This is a genomic window from Modestobacter marinus (assembly GCF_019799945.1).
Classification (GTDB): Bacteria; Actinomycetota; Actinomycetes; order Mycobacteriales; family Geodermatophilaceae; genus Modestobacter; species Modestobacter marinus_B.
Map to the genome: position 1 here is coordinate 100,187 of NZ_JABGCH010000005.1, position 17,727 is coordinate 117,913.

19 protein-coding genes are annotated in these 17,727 nt (G+C 74.4%); 12 read left to right on the forward strand and 7 right to left on the reverse strand.

Going from position 1 to position 17,727, the window contains the following annotated elements:
* Positions 1 to 3 precede the first annotated feature (3 nt).
* Positions 4 to 399, forward strand: coding sequence for a VOC family protein (locus tag HK417_RS06895; protein WP_261326092.1), 396 nt, complete (start codon positions 4 to 6; stop codon positions 397 to 399).
* A gap of 45 nt (positions 400 to 444) precedes the next feature.
* Positions 445 to 1,395 (forward strand): EamA family transporter, encoded by a 951-nt coding sequence (locus tag HK417_RS26405; protein WP_222264735.1) that lies wholly within the window; start codon positions 445 to 447, stop codon positions 1,393 to 1,395.
* Here the strand turns inward: HK417_RS26405 and HK417_RS06905 are convergent, their stop codons facing one another.
* Both HK417_RS06905 and HK417_RS06910 read right to left on the reverse strand, forming a co-directional pair.
* Entirely contained in the window at positions 1,396 to 1,890 is a 495-nt protein-coding gene (locus HK417_RS06905; RefSeq protein WP_222264737.1) for a glutathione peroxidase, read from the reverse strand. It lies immediately after the preceding gene.
* Positions 1,891 to 1,925: 35 nt separating this feature from the next.
* Complete coding sequence (locus tag HK417_RS06910) at positions 1,926 to 2,351, reverse strand: DUF2237 family protein (protein ID WP_222264739.1); 426 nt, start codon at positions 2,349 to 2,351, stop codon at positions 1,926 to 1,928.
* A gap of 78 nt (positions 2,352 to 2,429) precedes the next feature.
* Between HK417_RS06910 and HK417_RS06915 the strand changes: the two genes are divergently transcribed.
* The 3 genes from HK417_RS06915 to HK417_RS06925 all read left to right on the forward strand — a co-directional run bounded on the left by HK417_RS06915 (position 2,430) and on the right by HK417_RS06925 (position 5,516).
* A complete protein-coding gene (locus HK417_RS06915) occupies positions 2,430 to 3,356 on the forward strand; it encodes an NAD(P)H-binding protein (RefSeq protein ID WP_222264741.1) in 927 nt (308 codons plus the stop codon).
* Entirely contained in the window at positions 3,353 to 4,171 is an 819-nt protein-coding gene (locus HK417_RS06920) for a CPBP family intramembrane glutamic endopeptidase (RefSeq protein ID WP_308123423.1), read from the forward strand. Before HK417_RS06915 ends, HK417_RS06920 begins: the two co-directional genes overlap by 4 nt.
* A 94-nt stretch (positions 4,172 to 4,265) precedes the next feature.
* Positions 4,266 to 5,516, forward strand: coding sequence for an amidase (locus HK417_RS06925; RefSeq protein WP_308123424.1), 1,251 nt, complete (start codon positions 4,266 to 4,268; stop codon positions 5,514 to 5,516).
* A 24-nt stretch (positions 5,517 to 5,540) separates the two neighbouring features.
* On the opposite strand, the gene HK417_RS06930 is transcribed toward HK417_RS06925, so the two are convergent.
* A complete protein-coding gene (locus HK417_RS06930; protein ID WP_308123425.1) occupies positions 5,541 to 8,207 on the reverse strand; it encodes an ATP-binding protein in 2,667 nt (888 codons plus the stop codon).
* Positions 8,208 to 8,427: 220 nt separating this feature from the next.
* On the opposite strand from HK417_RS06930, the gene HK417_RS06935 reads away from it, so the two are divergent.
* On the forward strand, positions 8,428 to 8,805 hold the full coding sequence (locus HK417_RS06935; protein ID WP_308123426.1) for an FKBP-type peptidyl-prolyl cis-trans isomerase: 378 nt from the start codon (positions 8,428 to 8,430) through the stop codon (positions 8,803 to 8,805).
* 33 nt (positions 8,806 to 8,838) lie between these two features.
* Here HK417_RS06935 and HK417_RS06940 read toward each other — a convergent pair whose 3' ends face one another.
* Positions 8,839 to 9,363: an FBP domain-containing protein gene (locus HK417_RS06940; protein ID WP_222264745.1), complete on the reverse strand. Its 525-nt coding sequence runs from the start codon at positions 9,361 to 9,363 to the stop codon at positions 8,839 to 8,841.
* Positions 9,364 to 9,501: 138 nt separating this feature from the next.
* Positions 9,502 to 9,744: an acyl carrier protein gene (locus HK417_RS06945; RefSeq protein ID WP_222264747.1), complete on the reverse strand. Its 243-nt coding sequence runs from the start codon at positions 9,742 to 9,744 to the stop codon at positions 9,502 to 9,504.
* A gap of 190 nt (positions 9,745 to 9,934) precedes the next feature.
* Here HK417_RS06945 and HK417_RS06950 point away from each other — a divergent pair, with 190 nt between their 5' ends.
* Positions 9,935 to 10,270: an ArsR/SmtB family transcription factor gene (locus tag HK417_RS06950; RefSeq protein WP_261326035.1), complete on the forward strand. Its 336-nt coding sequence runs from the start codon at positions 9,935 to 9,937 to the stop codon at positions 10,268 to 10,270.
* Complete coding sequence (locus HK417_RS06955) at positions 10,267 to 10,776, forward strand: SRPBCC family protein (RefSeq protein ID WP_222264751.1); 510 nt, start codon at positions 10,267 to 10,269, stop codon at positions 10,774 to 10,776. The genes HK417_RS06950 and HK417_RS06955 overlap by 4 nt, the downstream gene beginning before the upstream one ends.
* On the opposite strand, the gene HK417_RS06960 is transcribed toward HK417_RS06955, so the two are convergent.
* Positions 10,773 to 11,939, reverse strand: coding sequence for an NADH:flavin oxidoreductase/NADH oxidase (locus HK417_RS06960; RefSeq protein ID WP_222264752.1), 1,167 nt, complete (start codon positions 11,937 to 11,939; stop codon positions 10,773 to 10,775). The genes HK417_RS06955 and HK417_RS06960 overlap by 4 nt on opposite strands.
* A gap of 197 nt (positions 11,940 to 12,136) precedes the next feature.
* On the opposite strand from HK417_RS06960, the gene HK417_RS06965 reads away from it, so the two are divergent.
* From HK417_RS06965 to HK417_RS06980, 4 genes are all read left to right on the forward strand, one after another.
* Positions 12,137 to 13,951: a phosphoenolpyruvate carboxykinase (GTP) gene (locus tag HK417_RS06965; protein ID WP_222264755.1), complete on the forward strand. Its 1,815-nt coding sequence runs from the start codon at positions 12,137 to 12,139 to the stop codon at positions 13,949 to 13,951.
* Positions 13,952 to 14,138: 187 nt separating this feature from the next.
* A complete protein-coding gene (locus HK417_RS06970) occupies positions 14,139 to 15,353 on the forward strand; it encodes an MFS transporter (protein ID WP_222264757.1) in 1,215 nt (404 codons plus the stop codon).
* Positions 15,354 to 15,577: 224 nt separating this feature from the next.
* On the forward strand, positions 15,578 to 16,117 hold the full coding sequence (locus HK417_RS06975; RefSeq protein ID WP_222264759.1) for a cysteine dioxygenase: 540 nt from the start codon (positions 15,578 to 15,580) through the stop codon (positions 16,115 to 16,117).
* Complete coding sequence (locus HK417_RS06980; protein WP_308123427.1) at positions 16,114 to 16,515, forward strand: rhodanese-like domain-containing protein; 402 nt, start codon at positions 16,114 to 16,116, stop codon at positions 16,513 to 16,515. Before HK417_RS06975 ends, HK417_RS06980 begins: the two co-directional genes overlap by 4 nt.
* A 270-nt stretch (positions 16,516 to 16,785) precedes the next feature.
* On the opposite strand, the gene HK417_RS06985 is transcribed toward HK417_RS06980, so the two are convergent.
* Entirely contained in the window at positions 16,786 to 17,559 is a 774-nt protein-coding gene (locus HK417_RS06985) for a FadR/GntR family transcriptional regulator (RefSeq protein ID WP_222264761.1), read from the reverse strand.
* Positions 17,560 to 17,727: the final 168 nt, after the last annotated feature.

Consider the following 17,727-nt stretch of genomic DNA (forward strand, 5'->3'; position numbering starts at 1 on the left):
CGCATGATCTTCGTCAACCTGCCGGTCACCGACCTCGACCGCGCCAAGGCCTTCTACGCCGCGCTCGGCTTCGAGAACAACGCCCAGTTCACCGACGAGACCGCGGCGGCCATGGTCATCGAGGAGAACATCGTGGTGATGCTGCTGACCCGGGAGAAGTTCAGCAGCTTCCTCGCCGGGCCGGCCGGTGACCCGGCGGAGGCGACCGCCGTGCTCAACGCGATCTCCGCCGCCAGCCGGGAGGAGGCCGACGCCCTGCTGAGCCGGGCGCTGGACAACGGCGGCAAGCCGTGGCGGCCGGCGCAGGACCACGGGTTCATGTACGGCACGAGCTGGGCCGACCCCGACGGCAACGTCTGGGAGGCGGTCTGGATGGACCCCGCCGCGGTCGAGGGCTGACCGTCGGCCGGCGGACCGGCGCGGGGCACCCGTTACCTTCCCCCGGTGCCCCGCGCCCGTCCTGCAGTCGGCTACGCCCTCACCGTCGGCGCCGCCGGCCTGTTCGCGGTCAACGGCACCGTCTCCACGCTCGCCCTCCAGGCCGGGATCCCGGCGACCCGGCTGACCGCGCTGCGGTGCACGGGGGCGGCGGTCGCGCTGGTGGTCGCCCTCGCCGTCGTCTCCCCGCGCCGGCTGCGGATCGGCTGGGCCGAGGTGCCCTTCGTCGCCGCGTTCGGCGTGATCGGGGTGGCCCTCACCCAGTTCCTGTACTACGTCGCGATCGGCCGGCTGCCGGTCGGCATCGCGCTGGTGTTCGAGATGACCGCCCCGGTGTTCATCGCGCTGTACGTGCGGCTGGTGCGCCGCGAGCAGGTGCGCAACCGGATGTGGGTTGCGCTGCTGCTGTCCCTGTCCGGGCTCGTGCTGGTCGCGCAGGTCTGGCAGGACGGCGGCTCGTCGGACCCCCTGGGCGTCGCGGCCGGGCTGACCGCCGCGCTGTGCCTGGCCACCTACTACCTCATGGGCGAGCGGGGCACCGCCGACCGCGATCCGGTCGCCCTGACGGCCTGGAGCTTCGTGGCCGCCGCGGTGTTCTGGGCCGTCGCCGCACCGTGGTGGGACTTCTCCCCGTCGGTCCTCACCGAGGCGGTGCCGATCTCCCTCGGGGACCTGCGCCTGCCGGTGACCGCGCTCGTGTCGTGGATCGTGCTGCTGGGCGCCGTCGTCCCGTTCTGGCTGTCCCTCGCGGCGCTGCGGCACCTGCCCCCGACCACCGCCGGCCTGGTCGCGACCGTCGAGCCGGTGCTCGCCTCGGGAGTCGCCTGGCTGTGGGTGGAGCAGGTGCTCACGGGCTGGCAGATCGCCGGGGGAGTCGTCGTCCTCACCGGTATCGCGCTGGCGCAGACCGCGCGCACCGCACCGCCCACGGTCGTGCCGGAGGCGGTGCCCAGCTGATCAGCGGGGCAGCGCCGCCTCGATCGCCGTGCGCACCTCGGCGGAGGCCGGTTCGGTGCGCGGGCGGAAGCGGCCCAGGACGGCGCCGTCCGGGGCGACCAGGAACTTCTCGAAGTTCCACTGCACCGGGCCGGCCTCGCCCGCGGCGTCCGGCACCGAGGTGAGCAGCCGGTAGAGCGGAGCAGCGTCGTCCCCGTTGACCTCGACCTTCTCGGTCATCGGGAAGGTGACGCCGTACGTGGCCGAGCAGAAGGTGCTGATCTCCTCGGCGGTGCCCGGCTCCTGACCGGCGAACTGGTTGCACGGCACGCCGACGACGGTGAACCCCCGGTCGCCGTACTCCCGCTGGAGGTCCTCGAGCTGCGCGTACTGCGGGGTGAGCCCGCACCGGCTGGCCACGTTCACCACCAGCGCGGCGCGGCCGGCGGCGAGGGCGCCGAGGGTGGTGGGCTCTCCGTCGAGCGTGGTCACGGGCAGGTCCAGCAGGTCGCTCAACGGGTCTCCTCGGCGCGCGGTGTCAGTTGTGTCGGTCAACCCTCGCCGTCGGGCGGGTGTTCCCCGAGCGAGGACAGGTCGTCGGGGACGTCGACCGCCTGTGACCGCAGCGCCTCGAGCGGCACGACCTCCAGGGCTCGGGCGTTCGTGGCCGCCAGCACCACGCCGGCCGGGGCCCCTGCCTGCAGCGCCTGCAGCCAGCGCGCCGCGACCACGCACCAGCGGTCCCCGGGGCGCAGCCCGGGGAAGTCCCACTCCGGGCGCGGGGTGACGAGGTCGTTGCCCAGCCGGCGCTGCAGCTCGAGGAACTCGGCGGAGACGACCGCGCAGACGGTGTGACTGCCGGCGTCCGCGGGGCCGCTGCGGCACGAGCCGTCCCGGGTGAAGCCGGTCATCGGGTCGGTGCTGCAGGGCTCCAGTGGTCCGCCCAGGACGTTGCGTGCCTCGTCGGAGGGCTCCATGCACCGATCATCGCGCCGCCGCCGCTCGTCGTGCACCTCTGAGTCGCGCGCCGCTGATCGGGCCCGCAGGCTGGACGGGTGCGGGTACTGGTGACCGGGGCGTCCGGGTTCGTGGGCAGCAGGCTGGCGACGGCCCTGGACGACGTCGGCCACGAGGTGCTCGCGATGACCCGGAACCCCGACCGCTACCGCGGCGCCGGCCGCCCGGTGCGCGGCGACGTGGCCGACGAGGACTCCCTGCGGACGGCGCTCGAGGGCTGCGCGGCGGCCTACTACCTGGTGCACTCGCTCGCCGTCGCCGACTTCGCCGCCCGGGACGCCGCCGCCGCGCGGGCCTTCGCCCGGGCCGCGGCGGCGGCCGGGGTCGGCCGGATCGTCTACCTCGGCGGGCTGGGCAACGATGCCGACCAGCTCTCGCCGCACCTGCGCAGCCGCCGCGAGGTGGAGGGCCTGCTGGCCGAGGGCGGGGTGCCGGTCACCACGCTGCGCGCGGGGATCGTGATCGGCCACGGCGGCATCTCCTGGGAGATGACCCGCCAGCTCGTCGCCCACCTCCCGGCCATGGTCACCCCGCGCTGGGTGCACACCCGGACCCAGCCGATCGCGATCGCGGACGTCGTCCGCTACCTGGTCGGCGTGCTGGAGGCCCCCGAGGCGGAGGGGCGGGTCTTCGACGTCGGCGGGCCGGAGGTGCTGGAGTACGTCGAGATGCTCAAGCGACTGGCGGAGATCCAGGGCCGGCGGCTGGTGATCGTCCCGGTCCCGCTGCTGAGCCCGCAGCTGTCGTCCCGGTGGCTGTCGCTGGTGACCGACGTGGACGTGCAGACCGGCCGGTCGCTGATCGACTCGATGACCAACGAGGTCGTGGTGCGCGACGACGCCATCCGGCGGGTCGTGCCGTTCGAGCCGATGGACTACGACCAGGCGGTGCTCACGGCGCTCGGCGAGCGGGCCCGCGCCCGGCGCGAGGCGCGGGCCGCCGCGGGTGCCGGGAGCGCCCGGTGACCCGGGGTGGGGTCGGGCGGACGGCGCGGCGGTGGGCCCGCCGCAACCAAGCCGCCGTCCCCGAGCAGGTGCGCAACGCCCTCGCCGGCCGGCTGCCCGGCTGGCTGGTGGACAAGGTGCCGCGCGACCACCGGGAGTCCGACGCCGCCTTCCGCCGCCGGCGGCGGGTGACCGCCGGGGTGTCGCTGGCCGGGGCGACCCTGCTGGGCGTCTCGCTGTCCCAGGAGCCGGACTCCCCGGCGTTCTACGGGCTCACGCTCGGGGTGGCCGGGACCTGGATCGCCGGGGGTGTCGCCTCCGGCCCGCTGCACCTGGGCTGGATGCAGTCGCCGACCGACACGCTGCGCCGGCCGCTGCTCACCCCGGTGCTCGCCGGCGTCGGCGCCTTCGGGCTGTTCTACGGCGCCGCGCTGGTGGCCCGGCGCATCGCGCCGCTGGACGCCGCGATCACCCGGGTGCTGCGGTACGCCCACCAGGGGAAGCCGGGCCTGGTGCTCACCACCGCGCTGGCCAACGGGGTGGCGGAGGAGGTGTTCTTCCGCGGCGCGCTCTACGCCGCCGTGGGCGCGCAGGCGCCGGTGGCGAAGTCGACGGCGGTCTACGCGCTGGCCACCGTGGCCACGCGCAACCCCGCCCTGGTGCTCGCCTCGCTTCCCATGGGCCTGCTGTTCGCCCTGCAGCGGCGGGCCAGCGGCGGCATCCAGGCACCGGTGCTCACCCACCTGACCTGGTCGGTGCTCATGCTGCGGCACCTCCCCCCGCTGTTCCGTGACCGCCCGTCGATCGCGGTGCCGGCGCCGGCCGAGGGCACCTGAGCGGGCGGGCTGACGCGCAGGGCCGCCAGATGGCATGCTCACGCACTGTGACCACGAACCGCCCCCTCACCCCACCGTGCGTCACGCCCACGCGGTGAAGCACGACCCGGGCATCGGCCCAGAGCGGGAAGCAGCAGTGCGGGCGGCCACCAACGCCGTCGTCACCACCATCGACCCGCCCCTGCCGCATGCCGCCGACGGGCCGCTGGCCGGTGTCCGGGTCGGCGTGAAGGACAACATCGACACCGCCGGGGTGCTCACCACCTGCGGGTCCCGGTTCTTCGCCGACCGGGTGCCCGGCGCCGACGCGGTCGTGGTCACCCGGCTGGTGGAGGCCGGGGCGGAGATCGTCGCCAAGCTCAACCTGTCGGAGTTCGCCGTCGGCGTCACGTCGCAGAACTCCGCGTCCGGGCCGGTCCGCAACCCCTGGGACGTCAGCCGGGTGCCCGGCGGGTCGAGCGGCGGATCGGGGGCCGCGGTGGCCGCCGGCCTGGTCGACCTGGCGCTGGGCACGGACACCGGCGGATCGGTGCGGCTCCCCGCGGCCGCCTGCGGGGTGACCGGGCTGCGCCCGGGGTTCGCCGTGGTCCCCGACGCCGGGATCTTCCCGATGTGCGACCTCGTCGACACGATCGGTCCCCTCGCCCGGACCGTCGAGCTGGTCGCCCGGGGCTTCTACGTGCTCGCCGGGCGCCCGGTGCGCGACCTGTGGCCGACGCTGCCGGCCCGGATCGGCGTGCCGGTGCCCTGGTTCGACGACCTCGACCCGGGCGTCGAGGCGGTGGTCGCGGCCGCGGCCCGGGTGTTCGCCGACGGCGGTGCCGAGCTCGTGCCGGTCGAGGTGCCCGGGATCAGCGCGGCGCAGGACGTCCTCTACACGATCGTCTACTCGGGCCTGGCCGACCTGCACGGGGAGCGGCTGGCGCGACCGGAGCTGTTCCAGGCCGACACCCTCACCCGGATGCGGGTGGGCTGCCGGGTCAGCGAGGGCGACCGGGTGGCGGCGCTGGAGGCGCGGGCGGAGTACCAGCGCGCGGTCGACGAGGTCTTCGAGGACGTCGACGTCCTGCTGACGCCCACGCTGCCGGTCGACGTCCCCCGCGCCGCCGACGGTGACGACGTGCTGGCCACCACCCGCCGGCTGATCCAGCTGACCGCCCCCTGGTCGCTGCACGCCGGCCCGACGCTCGCTCTGCCGGTCGGCCGGCACCCCGGCTCCGGCATGCCGGTGGGCGCCCAGCTGACCGCGCCGGTCGGCGGGGAGGACCTGCTGCTCGACGCCGGCGCCTGGTTCCAGCAGCGCACCGACTGGCACACCGCCCTCCCGCCCTGCCGGGTGGACTGACCCGCCCGCCGACGGGTGGGCCGGTCAGTCCTGGTCGCCGGTACGGGGGGCGCGGATGGTCACCGTCGTCCCCTCGGGGCTCGGCACGGCGACGACGTCGGCGAACGCGCTCATCAGCGTCGAGCCGCGGCCACGGTCCATGCTGGGCACACGCTCCCGCCACTGCCCGAAGTCCCGGACCGTGATGAGCACCGAGCCACCGCCGGCCTCCGTGGTCACCTCGACGAAGGGCTCGGTCGGCTCCTGCGCGTGCTCGACGGCGTTGGTCACCGCCTCGCACGCAGCCAGCAGCAGGTCGTAGGCGAGGTCCTCGTCCAGCTCCACCTCGGCGAACAGCCGGCGCAGGGCCCGGCGCAGCGCCGCGACCGACTGGGGCACCGCCGGGAATCGCCAGCGCTCGTGGCGCACCTCCGGCGACGGCGGTGGTGCGGGCACCGCGGGCGGTCGGCTGGCCGGGACCAGCGTGCGCACGTCGGCGGCCGGCAGGAGGACCGGGGCGGACGGCGCCACCACCTCGGGGTCCGGTGCCGGCGCCGGCTCGCGGCCGTGCGTGGCGCGCTCGACGGCGACCCGCACCCGGGCGATGAGCTCGGCCGCCTGGAAGGGCTTGGCCAGGTAGTCGTCGACGCCGGCGGCGAAGCCCTCCACCGCGGCCTCTTGCCCGGCGCGGGCGGTCAGCATGATCACCGGGATCGAACGGGTCGCGGGGTCCGCGCGCAACCGGCGGAGCAGTTCGAAGCCGTCGACCCGCGGCATCATCACGTCGGTCAGCACGACGTCGGGGAGCTCCTCGGCGAGGCTCGCCATCGCCTGCTCGCCGTCCGCGCAGACGCGGATCCGCCAGATCGGGGACAGCAGCCGGGTGACGTAGTCGCGCATGTCCGCGTTGTCGTCGACGACGAGCACGGTCGCGGTCGCCCCGGCCGGCGTCGCCGGCTGCTCCGGCGGGACGACGTCGTGCTCCCACACCTCGGCGGTGCCACGGGCGGCCTCGGACGGCACGGCGGGGGCGTCACCGGCGGCGTCCGGCCGGCCGTACGGCAGGGCGACGGCGAAGGTGCTCCCCGCGCCCGGCGCACTGGTCACCGAGACGGTCCCGCCGTGCAGCGCGACCAGCTCACGCACCAGGGCCAGCCCGATGCCGGTGCCCTCCCGGGTGCGGGCCAGCGACCCCGGCACCCGGTGGAAGCGGTCGAACACCAGCGGCAGCTCCTCGGCCGGGATGCCGATGCCGGTGTCGGTCACGGTGAGCACGAACCCGTCGTCCGTGCCGCGCAGCAGCACCTCGATGGTGCCGACGAAGGTGTACTTCACCGCGTTGGACAGCAGGTTGAGGACGATCTTCTCCCACATCCGCGGGTCGACGGCGGCCGGCCGCGGCAGCGGCGGGCAGTCGACGGTCAGCCGGAGCCCGGCCCGTTCGGCGGCGGACCGCAGCACCCCGGCCAGCTCGGCGGTGAAGTCCGCGACGTCGGTCTCCACCCGGACGGCGGCCGCCCGGCCGGCCTCGATGCTGGCGAAGTCCATGAGGTCGTTGACCAGCCGCTGCAGCCGCTGCCCGTTGCGCATCGCCAGGGCCAGCTGGTCGCGGACCCCGGGGGCCAGCGGCTGCGCGGTGTCGGCGAGCACGTCGCTGAGCGGGCCGAGCAGCAGGGTGAGCGGGGTGCGGAGCTCGTGGCTGACGTCGGAGAAGAACGCCGTCTTGGCCCGGTCCAGCTCGGCGAGCGCCTCGGCCCGCCGCCGCTCGGTCTCGAAGGCCCGGGCGTTGACCACCGCGGTCGCGACCTGGCCGGCCACGAGCTCCAGGAAGGTCCGGTACTCCTCGTCGAGCCGGCGGTTGGGGCTGATCCCGGTGACCAGCAGCCCCACCCGCTCGCCGGCCGGCCCGGTCAGCGGCAGCACCAGGGCGTCGGTCACCGGGTCCTGCCAGAACCCGCCGACGAGGCCGAGGTCGGCGACCGGCCCGGGCAGCTCGGCCGCGCCCGCGACGCCGGCCGGCAGCAGCTCGGGGCGCACCCCGGCGGTCGCGGAGCGCTGCAGCCGGCCGGTCCCGGGATCGTCGAGGTAGACCGCGGCGAACGGGACGTCGAGCGGGTCCTGGCCCAGCACCCGGCCGAGCCCGGTGAGGGTGGCCGCCTCGTCGCCCAGGGCGGAGCCGGCGCCGGCCAGGTCCCGCAGCAGCCGCTGCCGGCGCTCGCCGAGCACCTCGCCGGTGACCTCGGTGCAGACGCCGAGCATGCCGCCGACCGCGCCGTCGTCGGCGAAGGCGGGCGCGTGCGAGACGGTGAAGTAGGTCTCCTCGCGGTAGCCGGCGCGCTCGAGCAGCAACGGCAGGCGCGGGAGCCAGGAGGCCTCGCGGGTGGTGATCGCGCGGTCGACCGGCTCGGCCAGCGCGACCCACCCCTCGGCGAGGGTCACCCGGATGTCCTCGCCGATCGCGGGGTGCTTGGCGCCGATGAACGGCGCGTACGCGTCGTTGTAGAACTGCGTGTACTGCGGTCCCCACGTCAGCACCATGGGGTACCGCGAGGCCAGCACGGTGCGGACGGCGTAGCGCAGGCCGGGGGACCACGACCCCACCGGCCCGACGGGGGTGGCCGCCCAGTCCAGCGCCGCCATCAGCCGCCCGGCGTCGCCGCCCCCGGCGAACAGGTCCCCGGCCGGCGGAGCCGACGGCGGATCGAGGGCCACGCACACCTCCAGCAGGTATCGACAGCACGCAGCGAGCCCCCAGGCGACCCCACGACGAGACGCGCGGGAGCCGCGGCCCGCGACCGGACCCGCGGGGTGCAAGGTACCTGGCCGTCCTGAGCCGCGGGTCGGCCACCGGTTGGCCCGGACCGGGTCGGGGCGGGTTGGATGGGCTCCGGCCCGCCGGGAGAGCCCTGGCGCCGTTCCAAGGAGATCCCCCGTGGCAGAGCTGACCCGCCCCGACGTCGAGCCGCCGACCGGCCCCGCCCCGTCCGACCTGGTGATCGAGGACCTCGTCGCGGGGGACGGCCCCGAGGCCACCGCGGGCAGCCTGGTCAGCGCCCACTACGTCGGCGTCACCCACGACGGCGGCGAGCAGTTCGACGCCTCCTGGGACCGGGGTGACCCGCTGGAGTTCCGGCTCGGGGCCGGCATGGTCATCCAGGGCTGGGACGAGGGCATCCAGGGCATGCGCGTGGGCGGCCGGCGCCGGCTCACCATCCCGCCGCACAAGGCCTACGGCGACCGCGGGGCCGGCGGCGTGATCAAGCCGGGCGCGACGCTCGTCTTCGTGGTGGACCTCGTCGGCGTCCGCTGATCGGGGCCTCGCGCCTTCTTCGTCGCTGCGGCGCTAGCGGAAGGACCCCGTCCAGGCCCGTTCGAGCAGGACGTCGGAGGTGAACGCCTGCAGGCGCTGCCGCAGGCCGGCCACCCGCTCCTCGACCGCGAGGGACTGCAGCTCCTCGTCGAGGTGCAGGGCCGTCGGCGGGACGTCGAGCACCCGGTGCGCACAGTCGAGGTCGGCGCAGATGTAGGTGCCCACCGTGTTGCCGTTGCGCCCGGCCTCGCCGACCCGGCGGGCGGTGAACAGCGAGATCGCCGCGGCGCTCTGCACGCTGTGGCACAGCAGGCACATGGCCGAGCGGCGGCTGGACATCGTCGTGTCGGCGGCGCGCAGCGCGAGCCCCACCGCCCGGCCCCCGTGCTCGTGCACCAGGTAGCCGCGCAGTTCCGCCTTCGGGTCCCGCCAGCCGAGCACGTCGATGGCCGCCCAGTCGAGCGCGTCGAGGTCCCGGGGCAGCGTCATCGCCGCCACCTCGCTGCGCGAGCAGTTGACCAGCGAGCGGCGGATCGCAGCCTCGGTCAGGGCGAGCACGGGGGACCTCCGGGAACGGCGGGCAGGGGCCGCCGGAGGTTACGGAACGCAGCCGGAGTGCCGCCACGGAGTTTTCCTGGGATCCCTGTGCTCTGCATGCCCGGCGCATGCAGAGCACAGGAATCCGCAGACAGGGTGTTACTGGGTGGCGGGCCCACCGTGCTCGGTGCCGGCGAGCTTGGCGAGGAACTCGTGGCAGCGCTTGGCCCGCGCCGAGTCCTGTTCCATCACATCGCGGAAGAACTGCGCCAGGTCGTCCAAGTTCGCGTTCTCGGCGTCCCGGACGTACTGGCCGTAGTCGTGGCCGCCTTTCAGCGCGTGGTACTGCACGGAGATCAGGTCGTAGGTGACGTCGGCGAAACCGGTCTCGCCAGTGGCCATGGCTGCCTCCTCGGAGCGGACGTGACCCGGGTCACACTAGTGCCCGGACTCGTTCCGGGAGGAAGTCGGCTCGTCCTCTCCGCTGGTGGCGGTGTCGTCCCCGGCCCAGGCCAGGTCCTCGCCCTGGCCGAGCGCGCCCGGGTCGGGCTCATGTGTAACTGGACCTTCACGTAAGTCGTCTGTTACACAGATGCGGGTGGACGCCCTGGCCGCGCTCGCCGACCCGATCCGGCGGGAGATCGTGACCCTGCTCGCCGCCGGCGAGCAGGGGGCCGGGGAGCTGGCCGGTCATTTTGCGGTGAGCCGGCCGGCGGTCAGCCGGCACCTGCGGGTGCTCCGGGAGGCGGGCCTGGTGCGGGTCCGGGTGGAGGGGCAGCGACGGATCTACGCACTCGACCCCGGGCCGCTGTCCGAGCTGGACGCCTGGCTGGCCCCCTACCGGCGGCTGTGGGCGCAGCGCCTGGACGCGCTGGACACCGAGATGGCCCGCGGCCGGCGGGCCCCGATGGAGGAGGACGGTCGATGACCGCGCACGACGCACCGCAGGACGAGCGGCTGGGCCGGGTCACCGAGGTGCCCGAGGGGGTGCAGGTGCAGTTCCGGCGCAGCTGGCCGGACCCGATCGAGGACGTGTGGGCCGCACTGACCGAGGGCGACCGGACGGCGCGCTGGATCGGCACCTACGAGGGCGAGCGGCGGGTCGGCGGCTCCGGCACCCTCACGATGACCCACGAGGGGCAGTCGGCCGGCGAGCCGATGCGGATCGTCGAGTGCGATCCGCCCCGCCGGCTCGTCGTCCAGTGGGAGTCCGAGCAGGCGTGGCGGATCCAGCTGGACCTGGCCGAGGAGGAGGGCCGCACGGTCCTGCTGTTCACGCAGGTCTTCCCCCCGGGCACCGACGCCGGCGACTACGTCCTGGGCTGGCACTGGTACCTCGACGCGTTCGGCGCGGAGGTGTCCGGCGGGCCGGCGCCGGCGGCGTGGGACGACTTCGTCGCCGCCACCGGCCCGGCCTACGGGCGCAGTTCCTAGCTGGCGGGCTCCTCCACGAGCACCGGGTCCGGGCCGGTCCACGGTCCGAGGCGCTGCAGCAGCCGGTCCCGGGAGGCCAGCCGCGGGCCGGCCTGCACCGGATAGGTCTCGTAGGACCCGCCGGTCAGCGCCCGCGCCGCGTGGACGGCGAAGTTCGGGTCGTCCTGCGCCTGCCGGGCGAGCGCGACGAGGTCCGCCTGGCCGCCGGCCACGACGGCCTCGGCCTGCTGGGGGTCGACGAGCAGGCCCACGGCCATCGTCGGGATCCCGGCCTGCGCGCGGATCGCCGCGGCGAACGGCACCTGGTAGCCGTAGCCGATCGGGTGCTCCCAGCCGGTGCCGATGCCGCCGCCGGACACGTCGACGGCGTCCACGCCGCGGGCCCGCAGCTCGCGGGCGAATGCGATGGTGTCCGCCAGCGTCGTCCCGTCACGGGACGCGTCGACCGCGGAGACGCGCACGATCAGCGGCAGCTCCTCGGGCCACACGGCGCGGACGGCGTCGACCACCTCGAGCGGGAAGCGCATCCGGTTCTCCAGCGAACCGCCGTACTCGTCGTCCCGGCGGTTGGTCAGCGGCGAGAGGAACTGGTTGAGCAGGTAGCCGTGCGCGGCGTGCACCTCGACCACCTCGAAGCCGGCGGTCAGCGACCGCTCCGTGGCGGCCACGAACGCCTCGCGCACGCCGGCCATCTCCTCGACGGTCAGCGGGTGCGGCGCCGGCCAGCCCTCGCCCATCGGCACGCCGCTGGGGGAGACCGCGGTCCACGGCACGTCGCCCGGCCGGGCGTTCTCGGCGGTCACCGGGCCGTTGCCGTCCCACGGGCGCAGCGTGCTCGCCTTGCCGCCGGCGTGCGCCAGCTGGATGGCGGGCACGCTGCCGTGCTCGCGGAGGAACGCGGCGATCCGGGCCAGTCCGGGCAGCTGCGCGTCGGTCCAGAGGCCGACGTCCCCGGGGCTGATCCGGCCCTCCGCGGTGACGCCGGTGGCCTCCACCATCACGAGGCCGAAGCCGCCCAGGGCGAAGCGGCCGAGGTGCACCAGGTGGTAGTCACCGACCAGGCCGTCGGTGACGTTGTACTGGCACATCGGGGCGACGGCGAGGCGGTTGGGCAGCGTCACGCCGCGGAGGGTCAGGGGCTCCAGGAGTCGTCGTGTGGTCACGGTCGGCGACAACCACCGGGCCGTCGGGTGACATCCCCCAGGGACGTAGCTCACACTCCGGGTAGACGTCCTAGACGTAAGCGTCCCACCCTCCTAACCTGGCCCGATCCCCCCGGCTCCAGTGTCGTGGCCGGGGGTGATGCATTCCCGGCGCCGCTGCGAGCGCCGCACCGACGGTCCCCCCAGGAGGAGACGCCGTGACTTCCGTGGCCATCCCAGGTCTCGACAACGCCCCGACGACCCACGCCCGCCTCCTCGCCTGGGTGCGGGAGATGGCCGAGCTGGCGACGCCGGACCAGGTGGTGTGGGTCGACGGCACCGAGGCGGAGTGGGAGCGGCTCACCCAGCGGCTCGTCGACGCCGGCACGTTCACCCGCCTGGAGAAGAAGCCCAACTCCTTCTGGTGCGCCTCCGACCCCAGTGACGTCGCCCGGGTCGAGGACCGCACCTTCATCTGCTCGGTCGACGAGGCCGACGCCGGTCCCACCAACAACTGGATGGACCCGGCCGAGATGAAGTCGCTCATGACCGAGCTGTACCGGGGGTGCATGCGCGGCCGGACGATGTACGTCATCCCGTTCTGCATGGGCCCGGTCGAGGCTGAGAACCCGATGTTCGGCGTCGAGCTCACCGACTCCGAGTACGTCGTCGTCTCGATGCGGGTGATGGCCCGGATCGGCAGCCGGATCCTCGAGGCGATGGGCACCGACCGGCCCTTCGTGCCGGCCATGCACTCCCTCGGCGCCCCGCTGGAGCCCGGGCAGACCGACGTCCCGTGGCCGTGCAGCGACACCAAGTACATCGTGCACTTCCCCGAGGAGCGGGCCATCTGGTCCTACGGCTCCGGCTACGGCGGCAACGCGCTGCTGGGCAAGAAGTGCTACTCCCTGCGGATCGCCTCGGTGATGGCCCGCGACGAGGGCTGGCTCGCCGAGCACATGCTGATCCTGAAGCTGACCAGCCCGCAGCAGAAGAGCTACTACGTGGCCGCGGCCTTCCCGTCGGCCTGCGGCAAGACGAACCTCGCGATGCTCGAGCCGACCATCCCCGGCTGGAAGGTCGAGACCCTCGGCGACGACATCGCCTGGATGCGCTTCGGCGAGGACGGGCGCCTCTACGCCCTCAACCCCGAGTACGGCCTGTTCGGCGTGGCCCCGGGCACCGGGTGGGACACCAACCCCAACGCGATGCGGACCATCGACCAGGGCAACTCGGTGTTCACCAACGTCGCCCTCACCGACGACGGCGACATCTGGTGGGAGGGGATGACCGAGGAGCCGCCGGCCCACCTGACCAGCTGGAAGGGCAACGACTGGACGCCGGATTCCGACGCGCCCTCCAGCCACCCGAACAGCCGGTTCTGCACCCCGATCACGCAGTGCCCGATCCTCGCGCCCGAGTACGAGGACCCGAAGGGCGTGCCGATCTCGGCGATCCTGTTCGGCGGTCGGCGCAAGACCACGATCCCGCTGGTCACCGAGGCGCGGGACTGGAACCACGGCGTGTTCATGGGCGCCACGCTCTCCTCGGAGACCACCGCCGCGGCCACCGGCGCGGTCGGTGTCGTCCGGCGCGACCCGTTCGCGATGCTGCCCTTCATCGGCTACCACGCCGGTGACTACATGGGCCACTGGGTGCAGACCGGGAAGATGCACGACTCCACCAAGCTGCCGCGCATCTTCTACGTGAACTGGTTCCGCCGGGACGCCGACGGCGGCTTCCTGTGGCCGGGCTTCGGCGAGAACAGCCGCGTCCTCAAGTGGGTCGTCGAGCGGATCGAGGGCACCGCGGCCGCCGAGGAGACCGCGGTCGGGCACGTGCCCGCGGCCGGCTCCCTGGACGTCTCCGGCCTCGACATGACGCCCGACCAGGTGCGGCAGGCGCTGGCCGTCGAGAAGGACGAGTGGCGCGCCGAGGTCCCGCAGATCACCGAGTGGTTCGGGAAGTTCGGCGACAAGCTGCCCAGCACCATGTGGGACGAGCTGGAGATCCTCAAGAGCCGGCTCGCCTGAGGACCCGAGCGGGCCCAGGACAGCGCAGCCGAGGGTCCGGCTCGAGGACGAGGTCCCGCTCCCCGACAGTGCCGTCGGGGGCGGGATCTCGTGCTTCCCGGGCCTGCGCGCTCGGACCGCGGGCCACCGGCTCCTCGATTAGCGTGGCTGGGGCACGCCCCCACTCCTGACGGAGGCCCTCCCCCTCGTGCCCAACCCGTACCTGCACGTGCTGCGCACCCCGCACGCGGTGCCGATGGTGGTCGCGGCCTTCATCGGCCGGCTGCCGCTGTCGATGATCGGGTTGGGCAGCGTGCTCCTGGTGCAGTCCGAGACGGGCTCGTACGGACTGGGCGGGGCGGTGGCCGCGTTCGGCGCGATCACCACGGCGATCGCCGGGCCGCTGATCGGCCGCCTGGCCGACACCCACGCCCAGCGCCGGGTCCTGCTGTCGGTCCTCGTGGTGTTCGTGCTCTCCGGGGTGACGTTCCTCTTCGCGGTACGCGACGGGTGGCCGCTGTGGACGGTGTTCCTCGCCGCCGGCGTCGCCGGGGCCAGCATCCCGCCGGTCGCCTCGATGATCCGGGTCCGCTGGACCCACCTGCTGCGCGGCACGCCCCGGCTCCCCACGGCCCTGGCCATGGAGTCCGTGGTCGACGAGTTCGTGTTCATCGTCGGGCCGGTGCTGGTCACCTTCCTGTCCACCACCGGGCACACCACCTCCGGCCTGGTCACCGCCTTCACGCTGGCCGCGGTGGGCAGCCTGCTCTTCGCCGCGCAGCGGCACACCGAGCCGCCGCCGGCCGAGCACGAGCACCGGCGGGGGCCCTCGGCCATGCGGGTGCAGGGCCTGCGGGTGCTCTTCGTCGTGGGGGCGGCGATCGGCGCGGTGCTGGGCACCCTGGAGATCGCGCTGGTGGCCTTCGCCGACGAGCGGGGGGCGCGGTCCTTCTCCGGCCTGCTCATCGCCGGCCTGGCCGCCGGGTCGATGCTGTCGGGCATCGGCTGGGGGAGCGTGCACTGGACGCTCCCGCTGCGGCGCCGGCTGGTCGGCGTCCTGGTGGTGCTGACCGCGCTGACCGTGCCGCTGGTGCTCGTCGGGTCCTACTGGCTGATGCTGCTGCTGGTCGTGGTCACCGGGGTGGCCGTCTCCCCGGCGCTGATCAGCTCCTTCACCCTCGCGGAGCTGCTCGTGCCCCGGGCCGCGGTCACCGAGGCGTTCACCTGGATCGGGACCGCGCTGGCCCTCGGCGTCGCGATCGGCACCTCGCTCGCCGGCAAGATCGTCGACACCGCCGGGGCCAACACCAGCTTCCTGGTGGCGACCGTGGCCGCCGGCCTCGCCGCGGTGGTGGTGGCCGCCGGGCAGCGGCTGCTGCGGGTCCCCGCCGAGCACGCCGCCGTTCCGGCGTTCGCCCGCTGAGCCGTCCGGTCGCGACACAAAGCTCATCAAACCGATGGACTTGACGGGGATTGGCTGAGCTGGTCTGCTCCTCGCGTGTCGTACTCGCTGGAGCTGCACCGCCGGTGCGCCGTCGACCTGCTGCGCGTGGCGAGCGCGCTGTGTCCGGTGTCCTGACGCCCAGCCGACCCGACACACCCGCGTAGGCCCCTGAGTGCGGCCGCGCCCAGCTCCGAGGAAGCCCGATGACCCGCACCGTGCCCACCCCTGCCCTCTCGCCGTCCCGCCGGCCGAGCGCCGCCGCCGCGCTCGCCGCCGCACTCAGCCTCCGCACCGACCTGTGGTCGCCGCTCGTCGAGTTCCGCACCGACAGCCGCTGGACCCACCTGCTCGACCCGGCTGCCGCGGCCGCCGTCCTCGACCCCGAGCTGCACCAGGACCTGGCCGGCGCCCAGGTGTGGCTGCTGTCCTGGCTGCCCGGCCAGGGCACCGACCTGCACGACCACGGCAGCTCGGCCGGCGCGTTCGCCGTGGCCCGCGGCACGCTCTCCGAGCGGGTGGTCGCCGCCCGCCCGGGGCGGGTGCTCGAGAGCACCGTCGACCTGACCGGTGGCCGCGTGCGCTTCTTCGGTGCCCACCACGTGCACCAGGTGACCAACCCGCTGTCCGAGCCCGCGGTGAGCGTGCACGTCTACACACCGGGCCTGCAGTGGATGAACACCTACCGGGTGGACGGGAACGGACTGGTCCGTACCGGCACCGAGCGCGCCGGGGTGAACTGGTGAGCGCCCCGACCCGTCCCGGCGGCGCCCGCAGCGTCGACGAGCTGCTCGCCGACGCCCGGTCCCGGCTCCGGCGGATCGGCCCGCTCGAGGCGGCCGCCCGGATGGCGGCCGGCGCGGTGCTGGTCGACATCCGGCCGGCGGCCCAGCGGGCCGCGGAGGGCGGGGTGCCCGGCGCGCTCGTCATCGAGCGGAACGTGCTGGAGTGGCGGTTCGACCCGGCCGGCGACGCGCGGCTGCCGCTGGTCGACGGCTACGACCTGGACGTCGTCGTCCTGTGCTCCGAGGGGTACACGTCCAGCCTGGCCGCGGACGCGCTCCGCTCGCTGGGGCTGCACCGGGCCACCGACGTCGTCGGCGGGTTCCACGCGTGGGTGGCGGTGGGCCTCCCCGTCGCCTGACGGGTCGCGCACCGGGGCGGGGGCCGGTCGGCGATGGAGGACCCGTGCTCGAGGACCTGCTCAGCGGACTCGTGCAGGTGGTCCAACCCGTGCCGCTGATGCTGAACCGCCGGGGCCAACACCAGCTTCCTGATCGCCACCGTGGCTCCCGGCCTCGCCGCCGTGCTGGTGGCCGCCGGGCAGCGGCTGCTGCGGGTCCCCGCCGAGCACGTTGCCGTCCCCGCGCTCGCCCGCAGACCTCCTCGGGTCGGACGCGATTCCCGCGTGCGGTCAGAGCGCCGCGTCGTCCGCCTTGCCGACCCGCTCGGCCGACCGGTTCAGGTGCGTGCGCATGAGCTCGGTGGCCTGCTCGAGGTCCCGCTCGGTGATCGCGTCGACCAGTGCCCGGTGCTCGTCGACGCCGTGCCCGTCGGGTGAGGGTGCCGCCGCCCGCGCGCGTTCCAGGGACCGGAGCAGCGGGTCGTGCAGTGAGTCCACGAACATCGCGACGGCCCGGTTGTGCGCCGATTGCGCGTAGCGGATGTGCCAGGCGGCCGACAGCTCCAGCGGGTACTCGTCCGCCTGGACGGCGGCGTCGCTCTGGTCGCAGATCCCGTAGAGCGCCGCGACGTCCTCATCGGTGGCCCGCTCGCACACCAGTGGCATGATGCCCAGCTCGAACACCATCCGGGTCTCGGTCACCTCCCGGGCGCTGATCGACGCCAGGGAGATGAGGTCGACGATGCCCTCACCGACGAGCCGGCTGCTCGGTGCGGTGACGAAGGCCCCGCCCCGGGCCCCGACGCGGATCTCGATCAGGCCGTTGGCCTCCAGGACCCGCAGCGCCTCGCGGACGGTCACCCGGCTGACGCCGAACCGCTCGCACAGCTCCCGCTCCGAGGGCAACCGGTCGCCGGCGACGAGCCGCCCTTGGCGGATGAGCAGGCGGATCTGTTCGACGATGACCTCGGAGATGCGCCCGATGCTGACCCGGCTGAGCAGGTCACCGGTGCCCGCCGGGTGGGCGGCAGTCGGCGCGGCGGCGCCGGGTTCGGACGTCGTCATCCAGTCAGTCTAGGGGGCACGGCAGCCCCCTCGGGTCCAGTCCGTCACGGCCAGAACACCCGTGATGCCTCAGTGTGGTGTGGGCGGCCACTGGCCCACGAGGAGGGCCACCGGCGCCACCACGTCGACCTGCGCGGGAACACACGCGGGAGGTCCCGTTCGCGGGTT

Bases quoted from the DNA above. Each gene is read 5' to 3' on its own strand.
- HK417_RS06950 (WP_261326035.1), top strand. From the start codon at position 9,935: ATGCGGGTGGACGCCCTGGCCGCGCTCGCCGACCCGATCCGGCGGGAG.
- HK417_RS06945 (WP_222264747.1), bottom strand. From the start codon at position 9,744: ATGGCCACTGGCGAGACCGGTTTCGCCGACGTCACCTACGACCTGATC.
- HK417_RS06975 (WP_222264759.1), top strand. From the start codon at position 15,578: ATGACCCGCACCGTGCCCACCCCTGCCCTCTCGCCGTCCCGCCGGCCG.
- HK417_RS06895 (WP_261326092.1), top strand. From the start codon at position 4: ATGATCTTCGTCAACCTGCCGGTCACCGACCTCGACCGCGCCAAGGCC.
- HK417_RS06955 (WP_222264751.1), top strand. From the start codon at position 10,267: ATGACCGCGCACGACGCACCGCAGGACGAGCGGCTGGGCCGGGTCACC.
- HK417_RS06910 (WP_222264739.1), bottom strand. From the start codon at position 2,351: ATGGAGCCCTCCGACGAGGCACGCAACGTCCTGGGCGGACCACTGGAG.
- HK417_RS06985 (WP_222264761.1), bottom strand. From the start codon at position 17,559: ATGACGACGTCCGAACCCGGCGCCGCCGCGCCGACTGCCGCCCACCCG.